This window comes from Paraburkholderia sp., assembly GCF_047605525.1.
GTDB lineage: Bacteria > Pseudomonadota > Gammaproteobacteria > Burkholderiales > Burkholderiaceae > Paraburkholderia.
On sequence record NZ_JASGFN010000012.1, the window covers coordinates 157,586 to 177,018 of the forward strand.

At 60.9% G+C, this 19,433-nt stretch carries 15 protein-coding genes and 2 tRNA genes; 9 read left to right on the plus strand and 8 right to left on the minus strand.

Annotated elements, in window-relative coordinates; genetic code table 11:
- Positions 1-32 precede the first annotated feature (32 nt).
- The 5 genes from QM685_RS18790 (at position 33) to QM685_RS18810 (ending at position 6,113) form a co-directional block, all read left to right on the plus strand.
- Positions 33-551 carry a cyclophilin-like fold protein gene (locus QM685_RS18790; protein WP_415118043.1) on the plus strand — a complete coding sequence of 173 codons (519 nt, stop codon included), beginning with the start codon at positions 33-35 and terminating at the stop codon, positions 549-551.
- Between the two features lie 10 nt (positions 552-561).
- Positions 562-1,530, plus strand: coding sequence for an NADP-dependent oxidoreductase (locus tag QM685_RS18795; RefSeq protein ID WP_415118045.1), 969 nt, complete (start codon positions 562-564; stop codon positions 1,528-1,530).
- 312 nt (positions 1,531-1,842) lie between these two features.
- Positions 1,843-2,451 carry a (2Fe-2S)-binding protein gene (locus QM685_RS18800; protein ID WP_415118047.1) on the plus strand — a complete coding sequence of 203 codons (609 nt, stop codon included), beginning with the start codon at positions 1,843-1,845 and terminating at the stop codon, positions 2,449-2,451.
- A complete protein-coding gene (locus QM685_RS18805) occupies positions 2,448-4,706 on the plus strand; it encodes a molybdopterin cofactor-binding domain-containing protein (protein WP_415118049.1) in 2,259 nt (752 codons plus the stop codon). Before QM685_RS18800 ends, QM685_RS18805 begins: the two co-directional genes overlap by 4 nt.
- Positions 4,707-4,739: 33 nt before the next feature.
- A complete protein-coding gene (locus QM685_RS18810) occupies positions 4,740-6,113 on the plus strand; it encodes a c-type cytochrome (RefSeq protein WP_415118051.1) in 1,374 nt (457 codons plus the stop codon).
- 753 nt (positions 6,114-6,866) lie between these two features.
- Here the strand turns inward: QM685_RS18810 and QM685_RS18815 are convergent.
- The 7 genes from QM685_RS18815 to tig form a co-directional block, all read right to left on the minus strand.
- Complete coding sequence (locus QM685_RS18815; RefSeq protein WP_415118053.1) at positions 6,867-8,249, minus strand: tyrosine-type recombinase/integrase; 1,383 nt, start codon at positions 8,247-8,249, stop codon at positions 6,867-6,869.
- A 205-nt stretch (positions 8,250-8,454) separates the two neighbouring features.
- Positions 8,455-8,530: transfer RNA gene (locus QM685_RS18820), tRNA-Val, on the minus strand.
- 76 nt (positions 8,531-8,606) lie between these two features.
- On the minus strand, positions 8,607-8,879 hold the full coding sequence (locus tag QM685_RS18825; protein ID WP_129957302.1) for an HU family DNA-binding protein: 273 nt from the start codon (positions 8,877-8,879) through the stop codon (positions 8,607-8,609).
- Between the two features lie 319 nt (positions 8,880-9,198).
- Positions 9,199-11,619 carry an endopeptidase La gene (lon, locus tag QM685_RS18830; protein WP_415118056.1) on the minus strand — a complete coding sequence of 807 codons (2,421 nt, stop codon included), beginning with the start codon at positions 11,617-11,619 and terminating at the stop codon, positions 9,199-9,201.
- Positions 11,620-11,819: 200 nt separating this feature from the next.
- Positions 11,820-13,091 (minus strand): ATP-dependent Clp protease ATP-binding subunit ClpX, encoded by a 1,272-nt coding sequence (gene clpX, locus QM685_RS18835; protein WP_013089402.1) that lies wholly within the window; start codon positions 13,089-13,091, stop codon positions 11,820-11,822.
- Between the two features lie 198 nt (positions 13,092-13,289).
- Complete coding sequence (clpP, locus tag QM685_RS18840; protein ID WP_006048927.1) at positions 13,290-13,943, minus strand: ATP-dependent Clp endopeptidase proteolytic subunit ClpP; 654 nt, start codon at positions 13,941-13,943, stop codon at positions 13,290-13,292.
- A gap of 207 nt (positions 13,944-14,150) precedes the next feature.
- Entirely contained in the window at positions 14,151-15,497 is a 1,347-nt protein-coding gene (gene tig, locus QM685_RS18845; protein WP_415118060.1) for a trigger factor, read from the minus strand.
- A gap of 518 nt (positions 15,498-16,015) precedes the next feature.
- Between tig and QM685_RS18850 the strand changes: the two genes are divergently transcribed.
- The 3 genes from QM685_RS18850 (at position 16,016) to QM685_RS18860 (ending at position 18,086) form a co-directional block, all read left to right on the plus strand.
- The gene (locus tag QM685_RS18850; RefSeq protein ID WP_415118062.1) at positions 16,016-17,161 is read left to right on the plus strand and encodes a glycerate kinase; all 1,146 of its coding nucleotides are present in this window, start codon (positions 16,016-16,018) and stop codon (positions 17,159-17,161) included.
- Positions 17,162-17,223: 62 nt separating this feature from the next.
- Positions 17,224-17,673, plus strand: coding sequence for a MarR family winged helix-turn-helix transcriptional regulator (locus QM685_RS18855; protein ID WP_415118064.1), 450 nt, complete (start codon positions 17,224-17,226; stop codon positions 17,671-17,673).
- Between the two features lie 125 nt (positions 17,674-17,798).
- Complete coding sequence (locus QM685_RS18860) at positions 17,799-18,086, plus strand: hypothetical protein (RefSeq protein ID WP_415118066.1); 288 nt, start codon at positions 17,799-17,801, stop codon at positions 18,084-18,086.
- Positions 18,087-18,215: 129 nt separating this feature from the next.
- On the opposite strand, the gene QM685_RS18865 is transcribed toward QM685_RS18860, so the two are convergent.
- Positions 18,216-18,302, minus strand: a tRNA-Leu gene (locus tag QM685_RS18865).
- Between the two features lie 213 nt (positions 18,303-18,515).
- Here QM685_RS18865 and QM685_RS18870 point away from each other — a divergent pair.
- Positions 18,516-19,352: a squalene/phytoene synthase family protein gene (locus QM685_RS18870; RefSeq protein WP_415118068.1), complete on the plus strand. Its 837-nt coding sequence runs from the start codon at positions 18,516-18,518 to the stop codon at positions 19,350-19,352.
- The last annotated feature ends 81 nt before the right edge of the window (positions 19,353-19,433 follow it).

Below are 19,433 nucleotides of genomic sequence, written 5' to 3' on the forward strand. Positions count from 1 at the left end.
TTCCGCAACCATCTCGCGTAAAGGGCAATACCATGCATCGTGTCGCCACGAAACCGATAACGCACAAAGGCATCCTGCTTGTCCTGCTGGTTACCTGCAGCGCGTTCGCCAGTTCCGTACACGCGGCATCGAACGCGACCGAAGCAGGTATTGCCGGCAGCGAAGCCGTGTCCGCACCGGAAGGAGCCCATGACGTGAATATCCGTATCGACATAGGGGCAAAGGTCATGACGGCGACGCTGGACGACAACCCGACTGCACGGGATTTTGCGTCGCTGTTGCCGCTTACCATGACACTGCGGGATTTGAGCGACGCCGAGAAAGTCAGCGGCGCCCTGCCTAGGGGCCTTTCGGAAGCGGGCGCCCCTCCAACCGATGCGGGCACCGTGGGTGACATCGCCTACTACGCGCCGTGGAAGAACATCGCGTTCTATCGCGGCCATGGGCCAGATGCATCGGGTGTCATCAGGATCGCCAGGATTACTTCCGGTATGGAGGCGCTTAACCGGTCAGGTCAGGTCCGCGTGACGATCTCGCGCGCTGGCAAGTAAGGAGCAGCACATGCACGCAGTGGGACTGAACAGCTACGGTGGCCCGGAAGTTCTGCATCTGGTGGCTCTTCCCGACCCGCATCCGGGACCGGGCCAGGTGCGCGTGAAAGTGCGCGCTGCCGGCATCAACCCGGTCGACGTCATGGTGCGCGATGGTTCTCTCGCAGGGTGGTTTGCCGAAGCGCAACCACCTTTTGTGCCAGGCATGGACATCGCCGGCACCATTGACGAGCTGGGTGAAGGCATCGATCCGCAGTCCGGCGTCGCCGTTGGCGATGATGTGGTCGGGGTGGTGGACAATTTCGGCGGCTACGGTGGCTACAGCCAGTATGTATGCCTGCCTGCTGCGTCCGTCATCGCGGTGCCGGCGAGCCTGACCTTTTCTGCCGCCGCATCGTTCCTGATGAATGCGCTGACCGCCCGAAACGCGCTGGACACCCTTCGTCTGCCGCGACGTTCTACGGTGCTGGTCACGGGCGCCGCGGACGCGGTCGGTGCCTATACCCTCGCTCTGGGTAACGACGAGGGGCTACGAATGGTCGCGATCGCGGCGCCGCAAGACGAGGCATTCCTGGGCTCCGCCGGCGCCGCCGATGTCATCGTTCGCGGGGAGAACGTGGCCGCGCGGGTACGTCATGCGTATCCCACAGGCGTCAATGCCGTGGTGGACGCCGCGGGCCTGGGCAAGCAGATTGTATCTGCCATTCTCGACAACGGAACGGTAATCACTCTGCGGCGTGGGACCGACGACAGCTTCGAGCGTGGCATCAAGGGCGTGTTTGTCAATGTGCGTGAGCGCATCACCGATCACGTTGCCATGGCCCGCCTCGGCCAGCAGGTCACCAGCGGTCTGCTGGCCGTGCGGGTCGCTGCGGTCTTTCCGGCAACCGAGGCGGTAGCGGCCCATCGTCGCCTCAACGAAGGTGGCCTGCGCGGACGCATTGTCCTTGATTTCGATGGTCTGGGAGATCGGCGGTGAATAGCAGCACCATCCGTATTCCGCCCGGAAAAACGCAACGCATCGGCCGGCTTTAGCGACGTCCATGCGGCCTTCGCGCCTGTCGCATCGTGTCCGCAGGCCTGCTCTGGCCAGATGCTGCGAGTCCCATCAATGATGGTCTCCCACCGTCATGCCGCATTGGAAAGAGCGGGCCTCGTGGCATTGTGCTTCCGCTCTCCGGGCAGAGGAGGTACGGTAGTCGAGCCATTCCTCAGGATGTCGGAGTTCGCGAACAGGCAGGGTGTTGCTGGCAGCCAGATTGCAACGTCAAGCACAGGATGAGAGAGAGCTATGGAACTTCAGATCAACGGCAAGACCTACGGCGTCGAAGCTGATGCCGATACGCCCCTGTTGTGGGTGATCCGCGACGAACTCGGCCTGACAGGCACGAAATACGGCTGTGGCATCGCGCAATGTGGCGCCTGTTCCGTCCTGGTGGATGGCACGGTCATGCGCTCCTGTGTCACGCCGGTGGAAAGCGTGGCAGGCCGCAAGATCACCACGATCGAGGCAATCGAGACAGACGATCTGGGCAAGCGCGTTGTCGAGGCCTGGGTGAAGCATCAGGTGCCTCAGTGCGGCTACTGTCAATCCGGCCAGGTGATGGCGGCGACTTCGCTGCTCCGGCAAACGCCCCACCCCACTGACGAAGAGATTGCTGCGGCGATGGTCAACCTGTGCCGCTGCGGCACCTACAACGCGATCAATGCTGCCGTGCATGAGCTGGCCGGTGGGCATGGCGGCCAGATCGCCGCGGCCGGATCTGCCAGCGAGTTTCCGGTCCACGTGACACGCGGGACCGTGGTGACAGCAACGACTGCTTTTGCAGGCGTCGGATCATCAGGCATGGTCAGCACAAATTCGCCCGACACAACCGGCAACGGGAGAGACGCATCATGACGAAGGTAACGGACATGTCTGTTCAGGTTAAAGCGTTCCCGACTGCAGAGGTCCCGACGAACGTTTCCCGGCGACGCTTCCTGCAGGCATCGGCAGGTACCGTGGCCGGCGCTTTCGTTCTCGGTTTTGGCTTGCCGGTTGGTACGGCACGGGCCCAGGCCCGCGCGACGCCCGAGGTGCGGGGCACGCGGGTACCAGCTTTCCTCGAGATCCGACCGGACAACACGATCCGCCTGCAGAGCCCCTTTATTGAAGGTGGGCAAGGCACCTTTACCGCGATGGCCCAGATCGTCGGCGAGGAGCTTGATGCCGATCCGGCAACCTTCATCGTCGAGAATGCTCCTCCCGGCCCCGCGTATGTCGTCATGGATAACGGTATGCGGATCACCGGCGGCAGCATGTCGGTCCGTTTTGGCTCGCCGGCGATGCACCGGCTCGGCGCGCTGGCGCGATCGATGTTGTTGCAGGCAGGCTCCCAGCGTCTGGGTGTTCCTGTCGGCGAACTGACCACCCAGCCGGGACGCGTCGTCCACGTGGCCTCGGGCCGTGCGCTAGCCTATGGTCAGCTCGCGCCCCTGGCGATGGATCTGCCGGTACCGGATCCGGCCAGCGTGAAACTCAGAGATCCGGGTCAGTACCGCTGGATTGGAAAGCCAGTCAAGCGGCTCGATGTCTACGAAAAGTCGACTGGCAAGGCCGTGTATACCATCGATATCCGCGTTGACGACATGTTGCACGCGGCCGTGCAGCACGCGCCGCGGCTGGGCATGACGGTCGGCGCCATCCGTAACGAGAACCAGATCAAGGCGATGAAAGGCGTGCATTCCGTCCACCGTCTGCCCGGTGCGGTTGCAGTCGTCGCCGAGCGGTGGTGGAACGCGAAGCGCGCGGCCGAAGCTGCGCAGGTGGACTGGCAGGAACCGGCAGCGGGCTCCACGTTGCGCGCCATGCCAGCTGACTTCTCGACAAAGGCCTTCCGTGAGCGGCTCGCCGGTGAGCCGGGTTCCGGTGAAGACGCGGAGACACATGGCCACGTCGCTGATACGTTAAACAACGCACACACCGTCGTCAGCGCGACCTACTCGAGCCAGTACCTCAACCACGCGCAACTCGAGCCACCTTCGACACTGGCGCGTTTTAACCCGAACGGTACGCTGGACCTTTGGCTGCCCAACCAGGCACCGGACCTGTTTCTGGCAGACATCGCCAAACGCACGGGACTCAACCCGGCAAAAATCAACATTCATTCGCCGCTGCTCGGCGGTTTTTTCGGACGCCACTTCCTCTACAACACCGCGAACCCCTATCCCCAGGCAATTCAACTGGCGAAGGAAACCGGTCGCCCGGTCAAGGTCATCTGGAGCCGCGAAGAAGAATTTCTGCGTGACGTGCTGCGTCCAATGGCAGTAGTGCGCTTTCGCGGCGGGCTCGATGGGAATGGCATGCCCGTGGCCCTGGAAGCCGTGAGCGCCACGGAAGGCCCGACCGAGAACGTCAACAACAAACGGGGCGCGAAACTCGACGACAGCGCCCTGGAGGGGCTGACTGGTAAGTCCTATGCGATTGCCGATCGCCGGATCGCCCAGCTCTACGTGAAGACGCCGGTGATGTGCGGTTACTGGCGCTCAGTAGGCAACTCCATGAACGACTTTCTCTATGAAACGTTCCTCGACGAACTCGCCGATAAGGGCAGCCAGGACCCCTACGAGTTGAGGATGCGACTCCTTGAAGGTAACCCTCGGCTAACCAACCTGCTGCGTGCCGTGGGCGACCTGTCTGGCGGCTGGCAGCGCGGCCCTTTTACGGCGCAGGACGGGACACGCCGGGCGCGCGGTGTCGCCATGGCGTCGCCGTTCGGCTCGCAGACTGCTGTGATCGCGGAAGTGTCGATCAAGGACGGCCGGGTTCAGGTGCATGATGTCTGGGAGGCCATCGACCCAGGCAGTATTGTGAATCCCGCGATTGTCGAGGCACAGGTCAATGGAGCCGTGGCACTCGGACTTTCGCAGGTGCTGCTCGAAGAGGCAGTGTATGAAAACGGCGTGCCAGTGGCGCGCAACTACGATATGTATCCGATCCTGCCGCCAGATCGCATGGCACGTGTGCACGTTCGTATCATCGAGAGCGGCGCAAAAATGGGTGGGGTTGGCGAACCGCCACTGCCAGCTGTCCCTCCCGCTGTCGCCAATGCTGTTTCCCACCTGACTGGCCAGCGCATCCGCTCCATGCCGCTTTCACGCTACAGCTTCGCGTAGGTCAAGCGCCACTTCCAGAGACAGTGACAACACATGACGAAACGCCGTTTCAGAAAAGTCCTGGCCTGCCTCCTGCTGGTCTGCCTCGTCGTAGCAACCTTAGTGGCGTGGTTCGTGAGGCGCACGCCCTCGTCCCCTTTCGACGGCGCGGCGAGCACGGAAGTTCCGTCGGCGGCATTGGTCCAGCGCGGCCAATACCTTGCGCGCCTCAGCGACTGCGTCGCGTGCCACAGCACGCCGTCCAGCAAACCGTTTGCCGGTGGGCTGGAAATGGCCACGCCAATGGGTTCGATCTTCACCACGAACATCACGCCCGACAGGGAAACCGGGATCGGCCTGTACAGCCTGGCGGACTTCGACCGGGCTCTGCGCCATGGCGTGGCACGCGACGGACATCGGCTTTATCCGGCGATGCCCTATCCGTCCTATGCGAAGCTCAGCGACGATGATCTCCGTGCGCTCTATGCCTACTTCATGCACGAGATCAGTCCCGTTCATCAGGAGAACATGCCCGGTGGAATTCCCTGGCCGCCGAACACGCGCTGGCCGCTGGCGCTGTGGAACGCGGTTTTCCTTCAATCCGGTTCCTATGAGTCAAAAGCTGTCAGCGCTGCTGATGTGCAGTTGTGGAACCGCGGTGCCTATATCGTTCAGGGTGCAGGTCACTGCGGCAGTTGCCACACGCCGCGCGGCGCAGCGATGAACGAAAAGGCGCTCGACGAAAGCAGTCCGCTCTATCTTTCGGGTGCGTTGCTGGATGGCTGGTATGCGCCCAGCCTGCGCGGCGATCCGAATACGGGTCTGGGCCGCTGGAGCGAGGCAGACGTCGTCCAGTTCCTCAAAACGGGACGAAACGCGCATGCCGTCGTTTTCGGTTCGATGACGGATGCATTCAACAACTCGACGCAGTTCATGACGGACAACGACCTCAGGGCCATCGCACGCTATCTCAAGTCGCTGCCAGGTGATCCTGGGCGTGACGGCCCCCCCTGGCATTACAACGCAGCTTCCAATACGGCCCTCGCCCTCGACCAGCGAATGAAATTCCCCAGGGCGCAGACCTTCATGGCGAGGTGCAGCTATTGCCACGGAGCGGACGGGCGCGGGCAGGGACAGTGGATTCCTCCGCTCGCAGGGAGCGCATCGTCCATGGCCATGGAGAACGCTTCTTCGATCAATGTAACGTTAAATGGCTCGGGGCGCATTGTCACCAACGGCGTTCCTGATGCTTATCGCATGCCGCCTTTCCGCAACCAGCTCTCCGATCAGGAAATTGCTGATGTCCTTACTTTCGTCAGGACCTCTTGGGGCAACAAGGGCGGTGCGGTCAACCCTGATGAAGTGAAAGCCATCCGTGAGCGAACGAATCCTTCGATCAGCAACGTCATCATCCTGCAGATGCGTTGATCGAGATAACAGGCGAAAGAGTCGAGTGCGCATCGATGACTACGCGCCTGCAATCGCGATCGTGGCGGGCGAATTGAACCTGGTCCGGCAGCATTGTTCGCACATGAACAGGGCCTTTTGTGCCTTGCCGCCCCGCGCTTCACCACATGGGCCGAAGCGCGGGCAATGCATGTTCCACCTCAATAAGTACTGGGAATCAGAGACTTATAGACCAAGGTAGGGGAGACAGAGATATTTGCTCCTTTGCCGGCGGCGCATGGTAACAAGACTTCGCACGCGTGAATGTTGCGTTTCAACGACAATTCGAAAGAAAACAGCACATCTCAACTGAGTACACTAGCGAGTACACCGATGAGACAGCCAGATTGAAATTTCCTTTGTTATCAATGCACTAAATATTAAATGAGAGTTCTCTCCTGCGCTCCACAACTGCGTACTGAGTCTGCCTGCCATCTCATGATGGCATCTTGGCCGACACGCTGCCCCCTGTTTTGCGGGCCTATGGCGCTGCTTATATGCAGTCTGTTGCTGCGCATAGACGAGCCTCGTCAGGTGGAGGCTCGGTATGTACCAAGGTTCGGTTTGGGGGCAGCGAAGCTGAGCGGAGACAAGATTTTCGGTTGTCGAATAGTTGAAGCGCAGAGTAGTACATTTATCGACCTCGAACTTTCAATGTACTCTTGAATGTACTTGCCTATGCCCGGATTGGCTTGTATCTAAATGGGCGGCAGCAGATCAAAAATCTAACGCGCTTCATTGAGTGATCACTTCGCTTGGACTCCTATGTACTTCGCTGCTCAATTGTTCGATGCCCAGCAATTCTCCACTAGTCATCGGCACATCGACGGACAAAGTCCCTTGCGGTGCGGGCGTATTCAGCCATACGCGATCGCTCTGACCTTCCTGGCTTGCTAGCCGGTCCAAATAATCGGCCCAGTCCTGGCTCATCTTTCGTCGCTGATCGAAAAATTGGGCCCGATCGTATGCGTCTCCGAGTTCCTCATCGCTGCCATGCGCCAGATGGCGCTCAACAACTTCCTTGTCGTAGCCCAGGCGCTCGCGAATGAGGGTTCGGCCAGTAGCACGGAAACCATGCCCAGTCATTTCGTGGCCTGAATATCCGATAGTCCGCAGTGCTGCATTGATAGTACCGTCCGACATCGGCAGGCCTGCCTTGCGACTTGGAAACACGTAGCCTTCCGGCCCAGTCAGTGAATACAAATCCCGTAGTACCGCGACGGCTTGGCGCGACAGCGGCACGAGATGAGGCGGCCCACTGCTCTTACGTGCCAGCTTTCCCTTCATCATTGTGGCTGGGCATACCCAGACCGCCTTGTCCAGATCGAACTGCTCCCATCGAGCAGCTCTTATCTGACCGGGCCTCTGAAAGACCAGCGGCACAAACTGCAGGGCGGCTCGAACAATCGGTGTGCCCTTATACGAGCGAATCGCCCGCATCAACTGGCCGAGCGATTCCGGATCAACAATGGCAGCGTAGTGCTGCACCGGAGGCGTTCTGACGCCACCGACCTTTGGATCGATCGCCGGATTTTCGGACGACTTGATAAGCCCGTTCTCGACAGCATGGCGGAACACGCAATTGCAGGTCTCTCTCACCCTTCTCGCCGTGTCGAGGACCCCGCGGTCGCGCGCGCGATGAATGATCTGCTCCACATATTCGGGCGTGGTGATCTCGGCGATCGGCCGCTTGCCGAGCCACGGATAGACGTTTTTGGCAAGCCGCCGTTCAATCTTGTCCAGATAGTCAGCGGACCAGTGTGCTTTCTGCGAGACGATCCACGACTTCGCGACAGCCTCAAAGGTCGCATTCACGCTGAATCTTGAACGACGCTTGTCTTCGCGCCGCCTTTGCATGGGATCAATGCCCTGCCGCAACAGCTCCCGCGCGGCTGCATGGGCGGCGCGCGCTTCCCGCTCCGAGACCTCCGGCCAGCTGCCAAAGGCCATCGTCCTGGTCTTTCCAGAGAAGTCGTAGTTCCAGCGCCACAGCTTGGCGCCGTCGGGCTTGACCAGCACGTAGAGCCGTCCGCCATCCGACAGCGTGTAGGGTTTGACTGCCGGCCTCGCGTTAACAATTTCGAGCCGGGTGAGCTGGTGAAGAGGAGATCGGGCCATCGTTGTATACCGTGCCTAGTGCTGACGACGGATACAACATACATCGGAAAATACAACGATAAAAGTCCGGATTCTAACAGCCGACCGTGGACGTTTCTGGACCGTCCGCAGGCAACAAAAAACCCGCGGAGCCAATAGCTACGCGGGTTTCAGAGACTGCAAGCAACTTTTTCAGACTACTTTGGACAACAGCGAATTTCGAAACTGGTGGGTGCTGAGAGGCTCGAACTCCCGACCTACGCCTTGTAAGGGCGCCGCTCTACCAACTGAGCTAAGCACCCGTTTCGTGATTCGGTGCTTCTGTTGCCGCCATCCCCGGACAAGCCGATTCAAGCAATTCCTCAAGCAGGAAGCTCGCTAGTTTAGCGCATCCTTCAGAGCTTTGCCAGGCCTAAATTTAGGAACTTTCGCCGCCTTGATTTTGATCGCGGCGCCGGTACGCGGATTACGTCCGGTACGTGCGGTGCGCTTGCCAACCGCGAACGTGCCGAAACCGACCAGCGTGACCGAGTCGCCCTTCTTCAGCGTATTTTTGACGCCCGCGATCACTGCATCGAGTGCACGGCCGGCCGCGGCCTTCGAGATATCTGCTTGCTGTGCGATGTGATCGATCAATTCCGTCTTGTTCATTCCAACCCCCGAGAATGTTTATGGCAATTGTGATAGTGCTTTCCAGCGCCTCGCTCCATGCGGCCGGCAGGAATGCCGGGCCGCCTCATTAGATGTGGCCGAAACCCTTGTGTCAAGCGGGGTTGAGCCTGATCCGGGAGATTTTTAGTGGGACTTTTTGATTACCAGATACCTTTTCTCGTCCACTGCGAAGTCTTGCGGGCAATAAAAAACCCGCGGCCGTGACCGCGGGTTTTTCTGGTTCAGAGCAAGCAATAGCGTTGCTGCTCGATGCTTGAGCGCGCCCTTATGGGTCGAGCGCGCTTTCACGCTTCATGCTTCAGTGCTTCACGACCTCCGTTGCACCGTCCTTGCTCGGCTCGGCCGCCACAGGCGCCGCCGGCTTCGGCTCTTCTTCCGGCAATGGCTGCGGCACACGTTCGAGCGCCAGTTCGAGCACCTTGTCGATCCAACGGACCGGCACGATCTCAATAGCGTTCTTCACGTTGTCCGGAATCTCCGTCAGATCCTTGACGTTTTCTTCCGGAATCAGCACGAGCTTGATGCCTCCGCGATGCGCCGCAAGCAGCTTCTCTTTCAGGCCGCCAATCGGCAGGACTTCACCACGCAATGTGATTTCGCCCGTCATCGCAACATCGGCGCGCACCGGAATACCGGTCAACACCGACACCAGCGCGGTCGTCATCGCGATACCGGCCGAAGGACCGTCTTTCGGCGTCGCACCTTCCGGCACGTGGATGTGGATGTCCTGTTTCTCGAACGCTTCGTCCTTGATGCCAAGACGACGCGAACGCGAACGAACGACCGAGCGCGCCGCTTCGACGGATTCCTTCATCACGTCGCCAAGCGAACCGGTGCGGATCACATTGCCCTTGCCCGGCATCACCGCGGCTTCGATGGTCAGCAGATCGCCGCCCACTTCCGTCCACGCGAGACCCGTGACCTGGCCAACCTGATTTTCCTTCGCGGCCAGACCGAAGTCGTACTTGCGCACACCAAGGAACGTGTCGAGGTTGCTGCCGTCCACCTTCACCGCGCCTTCCGCCTTCTTCAGCAGAAGCATCTTCACGACCTTACGGCAGATCTTCGACACTTCACGCTCGAGCGAACGCACACCCGCTTCGCGCGTGTAGTAACGGATGATGTCGCGGATCGCGCTTTCCGTCACATCGACTTCGCCATCCTTGAGACCGTTGTTCTTCTTCTGCTTCGGCAACAGATAACGCTGCGCGATGCTGACCTTTTCGTCTTCCGTATAGCCCGACAGACGGATCACTTCCATCCGGTCGAGCAGCGGCGGCGGAATGTTCAGCGAATTCGACGTCGCGACGAACATCACATCCGACAGGTCGAAGTCGACTTCGACGTAGTGATCGGCGAACGTATGGTTCTGTTCCGGATCGAGCACTTCGAGCAGCGCCGACGACGGATCACCGCGGAAATCCTGACCCATCTTGTCGACTTCGTCGAGCAGGAAGAGCGGATTGCGCACGCCGACCTTGGTCAGGCTCTGCAGGATCTTGCCCGGCATCGAACCGATATACGTACGACGGTGACCGCGAATCTCGGCTTCGTCACGCACACCGCCCAACGCCATACGCACGAACTTGCGGTTCGTCGCGCGCGCGATCGACTGGCCGAGCGAGGTCTTGCCGACACCCGGAGGCCCAACGAGGCACAGGATCGGCGCCTTGACCTTGTCGACACGTTGCTGGACCGCGAGATACTCGAGAATGCGTTCCTTCACCTTCTCGAGACCGAAATGGTCTTCGTCGAGCACGCGCTCGGCATTCGACAGGTCGTTGTTGACCTTGCTCTTCTTGCGCCACGGCAAGCCGATCAGCGTGTCGATGTAGTTGCGCACGACCGTCGCTTCCGCCGACATCGGCGACATCAGCTTGAGCTTCTTCAGCTCGGCGTCGGCCTTCTTCTTCGCTTCCTTCGGCATACGCGCAGCCGTGATGCGCTTCTCGAGCTCCTCGAGGTCCGCACCCTCTTCGCCTTCGCCGAGTTCCTTCTGGATCGCCTTGACCTGTTCGTTCAGGTAGTACTCACGCTGGCTCTTCTCCATCTGACGCTTGACGCGCCCGCGGATTCGCTTTTCGACCTGCAGGATGTCGATCTCGGCCTCGAGTTGCGCGAGCAGATGCTCGAGTCGCTCGATCACCGGGAACATTTCGAGAATGTGCTGCTTCTGGTCGAGCTTGAGCGGCAGATGCGCCGCGATCGTGTCGGCCAGACGCCCGGCTTCGTCGATGCCCGACAGCGACGTCAGGATCTCCGGCGGGATCTTCTTGTTCAGCTTCACATACTGGTCGAACTGCGACACGATCGCGCGACGCAGCGCTTCGGTTTCAGCGCTGTCGGCGTGGTCGGGTTCGAGCGGCATGACTTCGCACGAGAACTGCGTTTCCTGTTCTTCGATGGAAAGCGTCTTCGCGCGCTGCAAGCCCTCGACGAGCACCTTCACGGTGCCGTCGGGCAGCTTCAGCATTTGCAGGATATTGGCAACACACCCTACTTCGTACATGTCCTTTTCGGTCGGCTCATCTTTCGCAGCCGTTTTCTGGGCGACGAGCATGATGTGCTTGCCGCCTTCCATCGCTACTTCGAGAGCCTTGATCGACTTCGGGCGGCCTACGAAGAGCGGAATCACCATGTGCGGGAAAACGACTACGTCGCGCAGCGGGAGCAGCGGCAGCGTAATGCGTTCCGGCGGAAGGAGTTGGGTTCCTGACATTTCATTTCCCCATGAGTGGAATCAGTTCGTTCGATAGGTAAGGCCAGCAGAAAATATTGCAAGCCTTCGCGTGTGGGAAAAGTTCAGTGACTCCGAAGGTTCAGTGACTCCATAGTGAAAACAACCAGCCTGACCACACGATAAACGAAAAAGCCGTTCACGTCGCCATGAACGGCCCTTTTGCAGAATCCGGAAGCCGATCAGTTCGAACCCGCGACCTTCGGCGCGTCTTCGTAGATCAGTAGCGGTTTGCCGTCGCCGTCGATGACGTTGTCGTCGATGATGACCTTGCTAACACCTTTCATTTGCGGCAGGTCGTACATCACATCGAGCAGCGCCTGTTCCAGAATCGAGCGCAAACCTCGCGCGCCCGTCTTGCGGCGAATCGCCTTGCGCGCCACGGCCTGCAACGCGGCCGGACGGATTTCGAGTTCGACACGCTCCATGCTGAACAGTTTGTGATACTGCTTGACGAGCGCATTCTTTGGTTCGACGAGAATCTTCATCAGCGCCGCTTCGTCGAGCTTGCCGAGCGTGGCGACCACCGGCAAACGGCCGATCAGTTCAGGAATCAGGCCGAACTTGATCAGATCTTCCGGCTCCACTTCACGCAGCACTTCGCCCGCGTCGCGGTCCTGCTTGCTCTTTACGCTCGCCCCGAAGCCGATGCCGGTCTTCTCGGTACGATCGACGATGACCTTCTCGAGACCGTCGAACGCGCCGCCGCAGATGAACAGGATGTTCGTCGTGTCGACCTGAATGAAGTCCTGGTTCGGATGCTTACGGCCACCTTGCGGCGGCACCGACGCCATCGTGCCCTCGACCAGCTTCAGCAGAGCCTGCTGCACGCCCTCGCCCGACACATCGCGCGTAATAGACGGGTTGTCGGACTTACGGCTGATCTTGTCGATTTCGTCGATGTAGACAATGCCGCGCTGGGCCTTATCCACTTCGTAATTACAATTCTGGAGCAGCTTCTGAATAATGTTCTCGACGTCTTCACCGACGTAGCCGGCTTCCGTCAACGTGGTTGCATCGGCAATCACGAACGGGACGTTCAAAAGGCGCGCCAGCGTTTGCGCGAGCAGCGTCTTGCCGGAGCCAGTCGGGCCGATCAGCAGAATGTTGCTCTTCGACAGCTCGATCTCGTCTTTCTTGTCGAGATGCTTGAGGCGTTTGTAGTGGTTGTAGACAGCGACGGCGAGGATCTTCTTCGCGCGTTCCTGACCGATCACGTACTGGTCGAGAATTTCGCGGATTTCCTGCGGAGTCGGCAGATCGGACTTGGACAAGCCCGCCTCGATACCCGCACCCGCAGCCTCGTCGCGAATGATTTCGTTGCACAGATCGATACATTCATCGCAGATGAACACCGACGGCCCAGCAATCAGTTTCTTGACCTCATGCTGGCTCTTGCCGCAAAACGAGCAATACAACAGCTTTTCGCTGTTAGAACCTTTTTTGTCCGCCATAAATGTGTGAGCCTCCGGACACCGGATTACATAATACGCCGTTTGCCCCCGCCTCGCAGTTTGGGCACGACAGGACTAGTGAGCAGAATGACGGCGCTTGCCGCAGACGCCCGGACGGATGTTGGATCATTTCACAACCGGCCCGATGACGGTTTTGCCCTGCTTCTGGAAAAAACAGCGAGACAAAACCGTACCAGTTCAAGGACGCTTATGCGCCACCTGGTCGACGAGGCCGTATGCTTGCGCATCATCGCCGGACATGAAATTGTCGCGATCCGTGTCGCGTGCAATACGCTCGACGGGCTGACCGGTGTGGTGTGCGAGCAGATGATTCAGCCGCTCCTTCAGGTACAGAATTTCGCGCGCCTGGATCTCGATGTCCGATGCCTGGCCGCGCGCGCCGCCGAGCGGCTGGTGAATCATCACGCGCGAATTCGGCAACGCGAAACGCTTGCCCTTCGCGCCGGCCGCCAGCAGGAACGCGCCCATGCTCGCCGCGAGCCCCATGCACAGCGTCGAGACGTCCGGCTTGATGAACTGCATCGTATCGTAGATCGCCATACCCGCCGACACCGAGCCACCCGGGCTGTTGATGTAGAAGTAGATATCCTTGTCCGGGTTCTCGCTCTCGAGAAACAGCATCTGCGCGACAACGAGATTGGCCGTCTGATCGTTCACTTCGCCCACGAGGAACACGATGCGCTCCTTCAGCAGACGCGAATAAATATCATACGAACGCTCGCCCCGGCCGCTCGTTTCCACGACGATCGGCACCAGACCGAGTGCCTGCGCTTCGAGATCCCGGGACGACTGGGAGGTCAACGTGTCCAGCATTTGGGCGCGAAAGGTCATGCAATGGATCCTTGTCTGGAAATATTCTGAATATTAGATGCTGGACAAAGGTTGGTGCGGCGAAGCTGTATTCAAGTGCCTTGAGTGCCGTGAAGTACGTCCGCGCTACGCGACCACATGCAGCGCGCAACACATCTTCGTGGCACAAAAAAACGGCGTGCGGGCTGTCGGTCGCTCCGACAGCCGGCACGCCGTTGCAGCGACGCGTTACGCTTGCGCCGTTGCGCTTGCCAGTTCTTCGAAGCTCACTTCCTTGTCCGTCACCTTGGCCTTACTGAGGACGAAATCGACGACGTTGGCTTCAACGACGTACGCTTCCATTTCGGCAAGGCGTTGCTGGTTGGAATAATACCAGCGGACGACTTCCTTCGGGTCTTCGTAGCTTTTCGCGAATTCGTCGACTTCGGCACGAATCTGCTCCGGCTTCGCCTGCAGTTCGTTCGCCTTCACGAGCTCGGCCAGCACGAGGCCCAGCTTGACGCGTCGCTCGGCCTGCTCCTTGAACATCGCGGCCGGAATCGGCGCGTCCTTCGCGTTCGGCACGCCGCGCTGTTCCAGATCCTGGCGCGCCATTGCGACGAGGCGTTCCTGATCCTGTTCGATCAGTGCGTTCGGCACGTCGAGTTCCGAAATCTTCAGCAGCGCGTCCATCACCTGATTCTTGACGATGGCTTGCGTGCGGCGCTTCGCTTCGCGCTCGAGGTTGTCCTTGATTTCGGCGCGCATCTTGGTCAGGTCGCCGTCTTCGATGCCGAGCGATTTCGCGAATTCCGCGTCGACTTCCGGCAGATGCGGCCATTCGATCTTCTTCATCGTGATCGTGAATTGCGCGGTCTTGCCCGCCACTTCCTTGCCGTGGTAGTCGTCCGGGAACTTCAGGTCGAATTCCTTCTTTTCACCGTCCTTCAGACCGCGCGCCGCGTTTTCGAATTCCGGCAGCATGCGGCCTTCGCCGAGCACGAACGCGAAGTCTTCCGCGCTGCCGCCCTGGAATGCTTCACCGTCGATCTTGCCGACGAAGTCGACCGTCACGCGGTCGCCGTCCTTTGCAGCCGTATCCGCGCCGCCGTCACCATGCTCGCCGGCTTCGCCGCGAGCGTGGAAGTGCACGCGCTGCTTGCGCAGGATGTCCAGCGTGCGGTCGATTTCCGCTTCGCTGATGGTGGTCGTGGTGCGCTCGATTTCAGCCGTGGCGACGTCGCCCAGCTTCACTTCCGGATACACCTCGAAGGTCGCGTCGAACGCATAGCTGTCTTCAACGGCGTCGGTCTTCGGCGCGAAGCTCGGCTGACCCGCGACGCGCAGATTTTCGGCGCGGCTGATGTCGAAGAATTCCTTGCCGACCTTGTCACTCAGCACTTCAGCTTCCACCTGACCCGAATACTGTTGCGTCACCATTTTGAGCGGCACCTTGCCCGGGCGGAAACCCGGCATGCGCACGTTCTTCGCGAGTTGACGGATACGCGAATCCACTTCCTTCTGCACGGCATCCTTCGGCAGGGAAATCGTCACGCGGCGTTCGAGCTTGCCGAGGTTTTCAACAACGTTAGCCATGGCTTCAATCGTCCTAAAATTATTCGAGCGAATCAGTTATCTTCTCCGTGCCGCCTTTCGATGTCGCTTCGCACCGATTGCATCGATCATGCGCCTGCGCCGCGGGCTTGCAGGCCGCCGCGAGCACGGTTGAGTCCAAAGAGCCGAATATTTTAGCAAACAATTTGCGCGCCTAACCGGGATTCGATGATTCCATCGACTTTTGCGCGCATTCCGGCCGCTTTGGGGGCCATTTCGAGGCAGTTTTCGCATGTCCGGCGCTGTTTTTCGCCCCGCCGCAACCCATCCCGCAGTGCCGTTTTCTGCCACTTTCCTCATACGACTTGTGCCTCACGCACGCGCTGGCGGCAATCCGTGGCCAGCACGTCTGCTCCGACGATTCCGCCTATGCCGTTCGACATATTCAGCCGACGCGCCCATGCTGATAAGCTAACGAACTCGCTCGGGCCCCGCCCGCGTCCGGTCGCTTCTTCCGCCTTCGGACCCGCTCACAACGACTCAAATTTCTCAGAGACACCATGCCGAATTCGTCGCCCTCGCCTGTCGTCGTCATCGCTCCCGATTCATTCAAAGGCTCGCTCAGCGCAGAACAGGTCGCGCAGGCGATCGCGTCCGGCATCCAGCGCGCCTGCCCCGGCGCCAGCGTGCGTATCTGCCCGATGGCGGATGGCGGTGAAGGCACGCTCGACGCGATGCTCACGAGCGGCGGCGAGCGCCGCACGCTCAGCGTGCGCGGTGCGGCCGGTCCTACGCGCGAAGCGCTTACAGGCCTGCTCGCGGACGGCAGCGCCATCGTCGAGACGGCTGAGATCGTCGGCATCACCGACCCCGTCGGCATGGGCGTGCCGGTCGAGGCGCGCAGTACCCGCGGCATGGGTGAGGCGATTCGCGCGCTGCTCGATGCCGGCGTACGGCGCTTTTTCGTCGCGCTCGGTGGCAGCAGCACGAACGATGGCGGCGCCGGCCTGCTGGCCGGGCTCGGCCTGAAACTGTTCGACGCGCAAGGCAACGAGCTCGAAGGCACGCCCGAACAGCTCGCGCGGGCGGCGCGGGTCGACGCTTCGCAGCTCGATGCGCGGCTCGCCGAAGCGCAATTCGTCGGCATGTCCGACGTCGACAATCCGCTGACCGGCGATCACGGCGCGACCGCGATCTTCGGCCCGCAAAAAGGTGTCAAGCCGGAGCAGGTCGCATCGATCGACGCGGCGCTCGCGCGCTTCGCCGATCTGCTCGAGGCCGCGCTCGGGCGTGCCGCGCGCGACCAGCCGGGCGCCGGGGCGGCCGGTGGTCTCGGCTTCGCGCTGCACATGCTCGGCGCGCAGTTCGAGCCGGGCGCGGAAACGGTCGCAAGGCAAATCGGGCTCGACGCGGCGCTTGCCGGCGCCGACTGGCTGATCACGGGCGAAGGACGCTCGGACGTGCAAACGCTGCATGGCAAGGCGCCCTTTATCGCCTGCGCGCATGCGCGGGCCGCGGGCGTGCCCGCCACGCTGCTGTCCGGCGCGGTCGATCCCGCCGCGTTGCCACGTCTCGCCGAATATTTCAGCGGCTGCTTTTCGCCAGCGCCTGGGCCGATCACGCTCGACGTCGCGATTCGCGACGCCGCGCGCCTGCTCGCCAACGAGGCGGAACAACTGACGCGCCTGAAGTACGGGGTGCGTTGACCGGCAAAACGGCTGCGGCAACAATCACGGCGCCACGACCGCTCCATTACTACAGGATGACCATGAAGGACTCCGTTAAAGCCGGGCTCGAGCAGTTCCTCACGTACCGTCTGCATGTGCTGAACAAACTGGCCGAGCGCGGCATCAGCGAGCGCTATCAGACGAAGCTCGGTGTAACGTTACCTGAGGCGCGCGTGATTGCGGCGGTGGGGTCGTTCGGGCCATTCTCGATCATGGAGCTCGCGCGCCACGCCAATCTCGACAAGAGTCAGGCGAGCCGCGCGGCCGAGGCGCTGATCCGGCAGGGACTCGTGCAGCGCCAGCCGAGCGCCGAAGACGGCCGCGTGGTGCTGGTTTCGCTCACGCCGGAAGGCCGCGCGCTATACCGGAAGGTGATGCCGATCGCGCGCAAATGGAACGGCGATATGTTCGACTGTCTCGACGATGCAGAAAGGGCCGCGTTCGGCGCCGCGCTCGACAAAGTCATCGGCACGATGAGCGAGCGCGAGTAACGAGGCGGACCGGCCGCACATGTTCGAGGTACCGGACAGACCGTTTCGCCGCAACGCGCCGCGCATGTCAGAATCGTGGATCGGCCAACGCGCCTTCATTCTTCTTTTCATCCAGGGAAGTCTCAGTGGACATCAATAAACAGGTCGCGGCACTCACCGCTTCGGAACTCCAGACCGCCGGCGCGAGCCAGGCAACGGCGATCGCGGTCAGCGTCGTGCTGCGTCATCTTCGTTCGCCCGAACTCGCGAAACTACTGTCGTCGGCATTCGAAAACCATCAGGCGGTGATGTTGCAGACGCCGTGGCCCGATCAGATGTTGCAGGCGTTCGAATCCACGCGCCGTTTTCTCGAAGGCGCCGCGCAGGCGGAATTGCCGGGTTCGCAGGAGCAGACGGGAACGCCTGGCGCCTGATCGACGACGGCTCGTGGAACGTGAAGACGTCGACGGCGAGCTGATGTCCGGCAGCAGCGACACGCCCAGCCGCGCCCCGAATGCAAAAAGGGCCGCCCACGTTGCCGTAGGCGGCCCTTTCTTCTTTCATGGTGCGTGAGGCCGGACTCGAACCGGCACACCCTTGCGGGCGTCAGGACCTAAACCTGGTGCGTCTACCAATTTCGCCACTCACGCGAATTCCGTGCGCTCACGATCGCGCAATCAGCATGCGCCCAAAAGCGTAAGCGCGAGATTCTAACCGATTGATTCGCGCTTGTCTGCACCCGCCGGGCTCTGCGCGGCAGCGCCGATGCTACAATTTTCGGCTCGGCGCAAAGGCGCAGAATATGCATCAAATACATGCACATGGCGCCCTCGTCGCCAGTCCTTCCCCACACACCCAATCCCGTGAATTTCGACGAATATTGCCAGCAGAAAGCGGCACCGCCAGGATCGAGCACCTACTATGCGCTGCGCCAGGCGCGCGCGGCCAGCCAGCCATTGTTGACGGCGCTCTTCGCATTGCGTCGCGAGTTCGAGGAAACAGTCAAGGAAACCAGCGACCCGGCTGTCGGCCGCACCAAGCTCGCGTGGTGGCAAAAGGAGATTGCCTCGCTTGCCGCCGGCTCGCCATCGCATCCGGTATCTAAAGCGCTCGCGGCCCATCTTCCCGATGTGCAGGCCGAATATCCGGCATTGCAGGCATTGCTCGGAGGTTTCGAAATGGATCTCGACCAGGCGCGCTATCTCGACTATCCGAATCTGCAGCGCTACGTGCGCGGTGTCGGCGGCAACTTCGCGTCGCTCATTTCACGCGCCGCGGCGCCTCGTGCCGCGAACGGCGCGGCGCAAGCGACGGATTGGGCCGTGCCGCTCGGCGAGGCGCTGATGCTCGCGCAATTCGTCGCCGAGACCGGCAACGACGCGCGCCACGGCCGCATCTATATTCCCATCGACGAGATGCAGCGCTATAACGTCACCGCCGCCGATCTGATCAACCGCAAATACACCGATGCGTTCACCGAGCTGATGCGCTTCGAGACCCGGCGTGCGCGCGACGCGGTGCAGACCGCTCTCGCCGCGGTGCCCGCGAAGGCGCGACGCGCGCAGCGCACGCTGGTCGCGCTCGCGGCGCTCGCGTTGGCGCTGCTCGAGGAAATCGAACGGGACGATTATCACGTGCTGCATCAACGCATCGCGTTGACGCCGATCCGCAAGCTGTGGATCGCGTGGCGCGCGAAATAAACACGAAGAAACACGCAGCAGTCACGACACTATGAATACGCGACGGATCCGCCATGGCTCGCGCGACACACCGAACCGGCA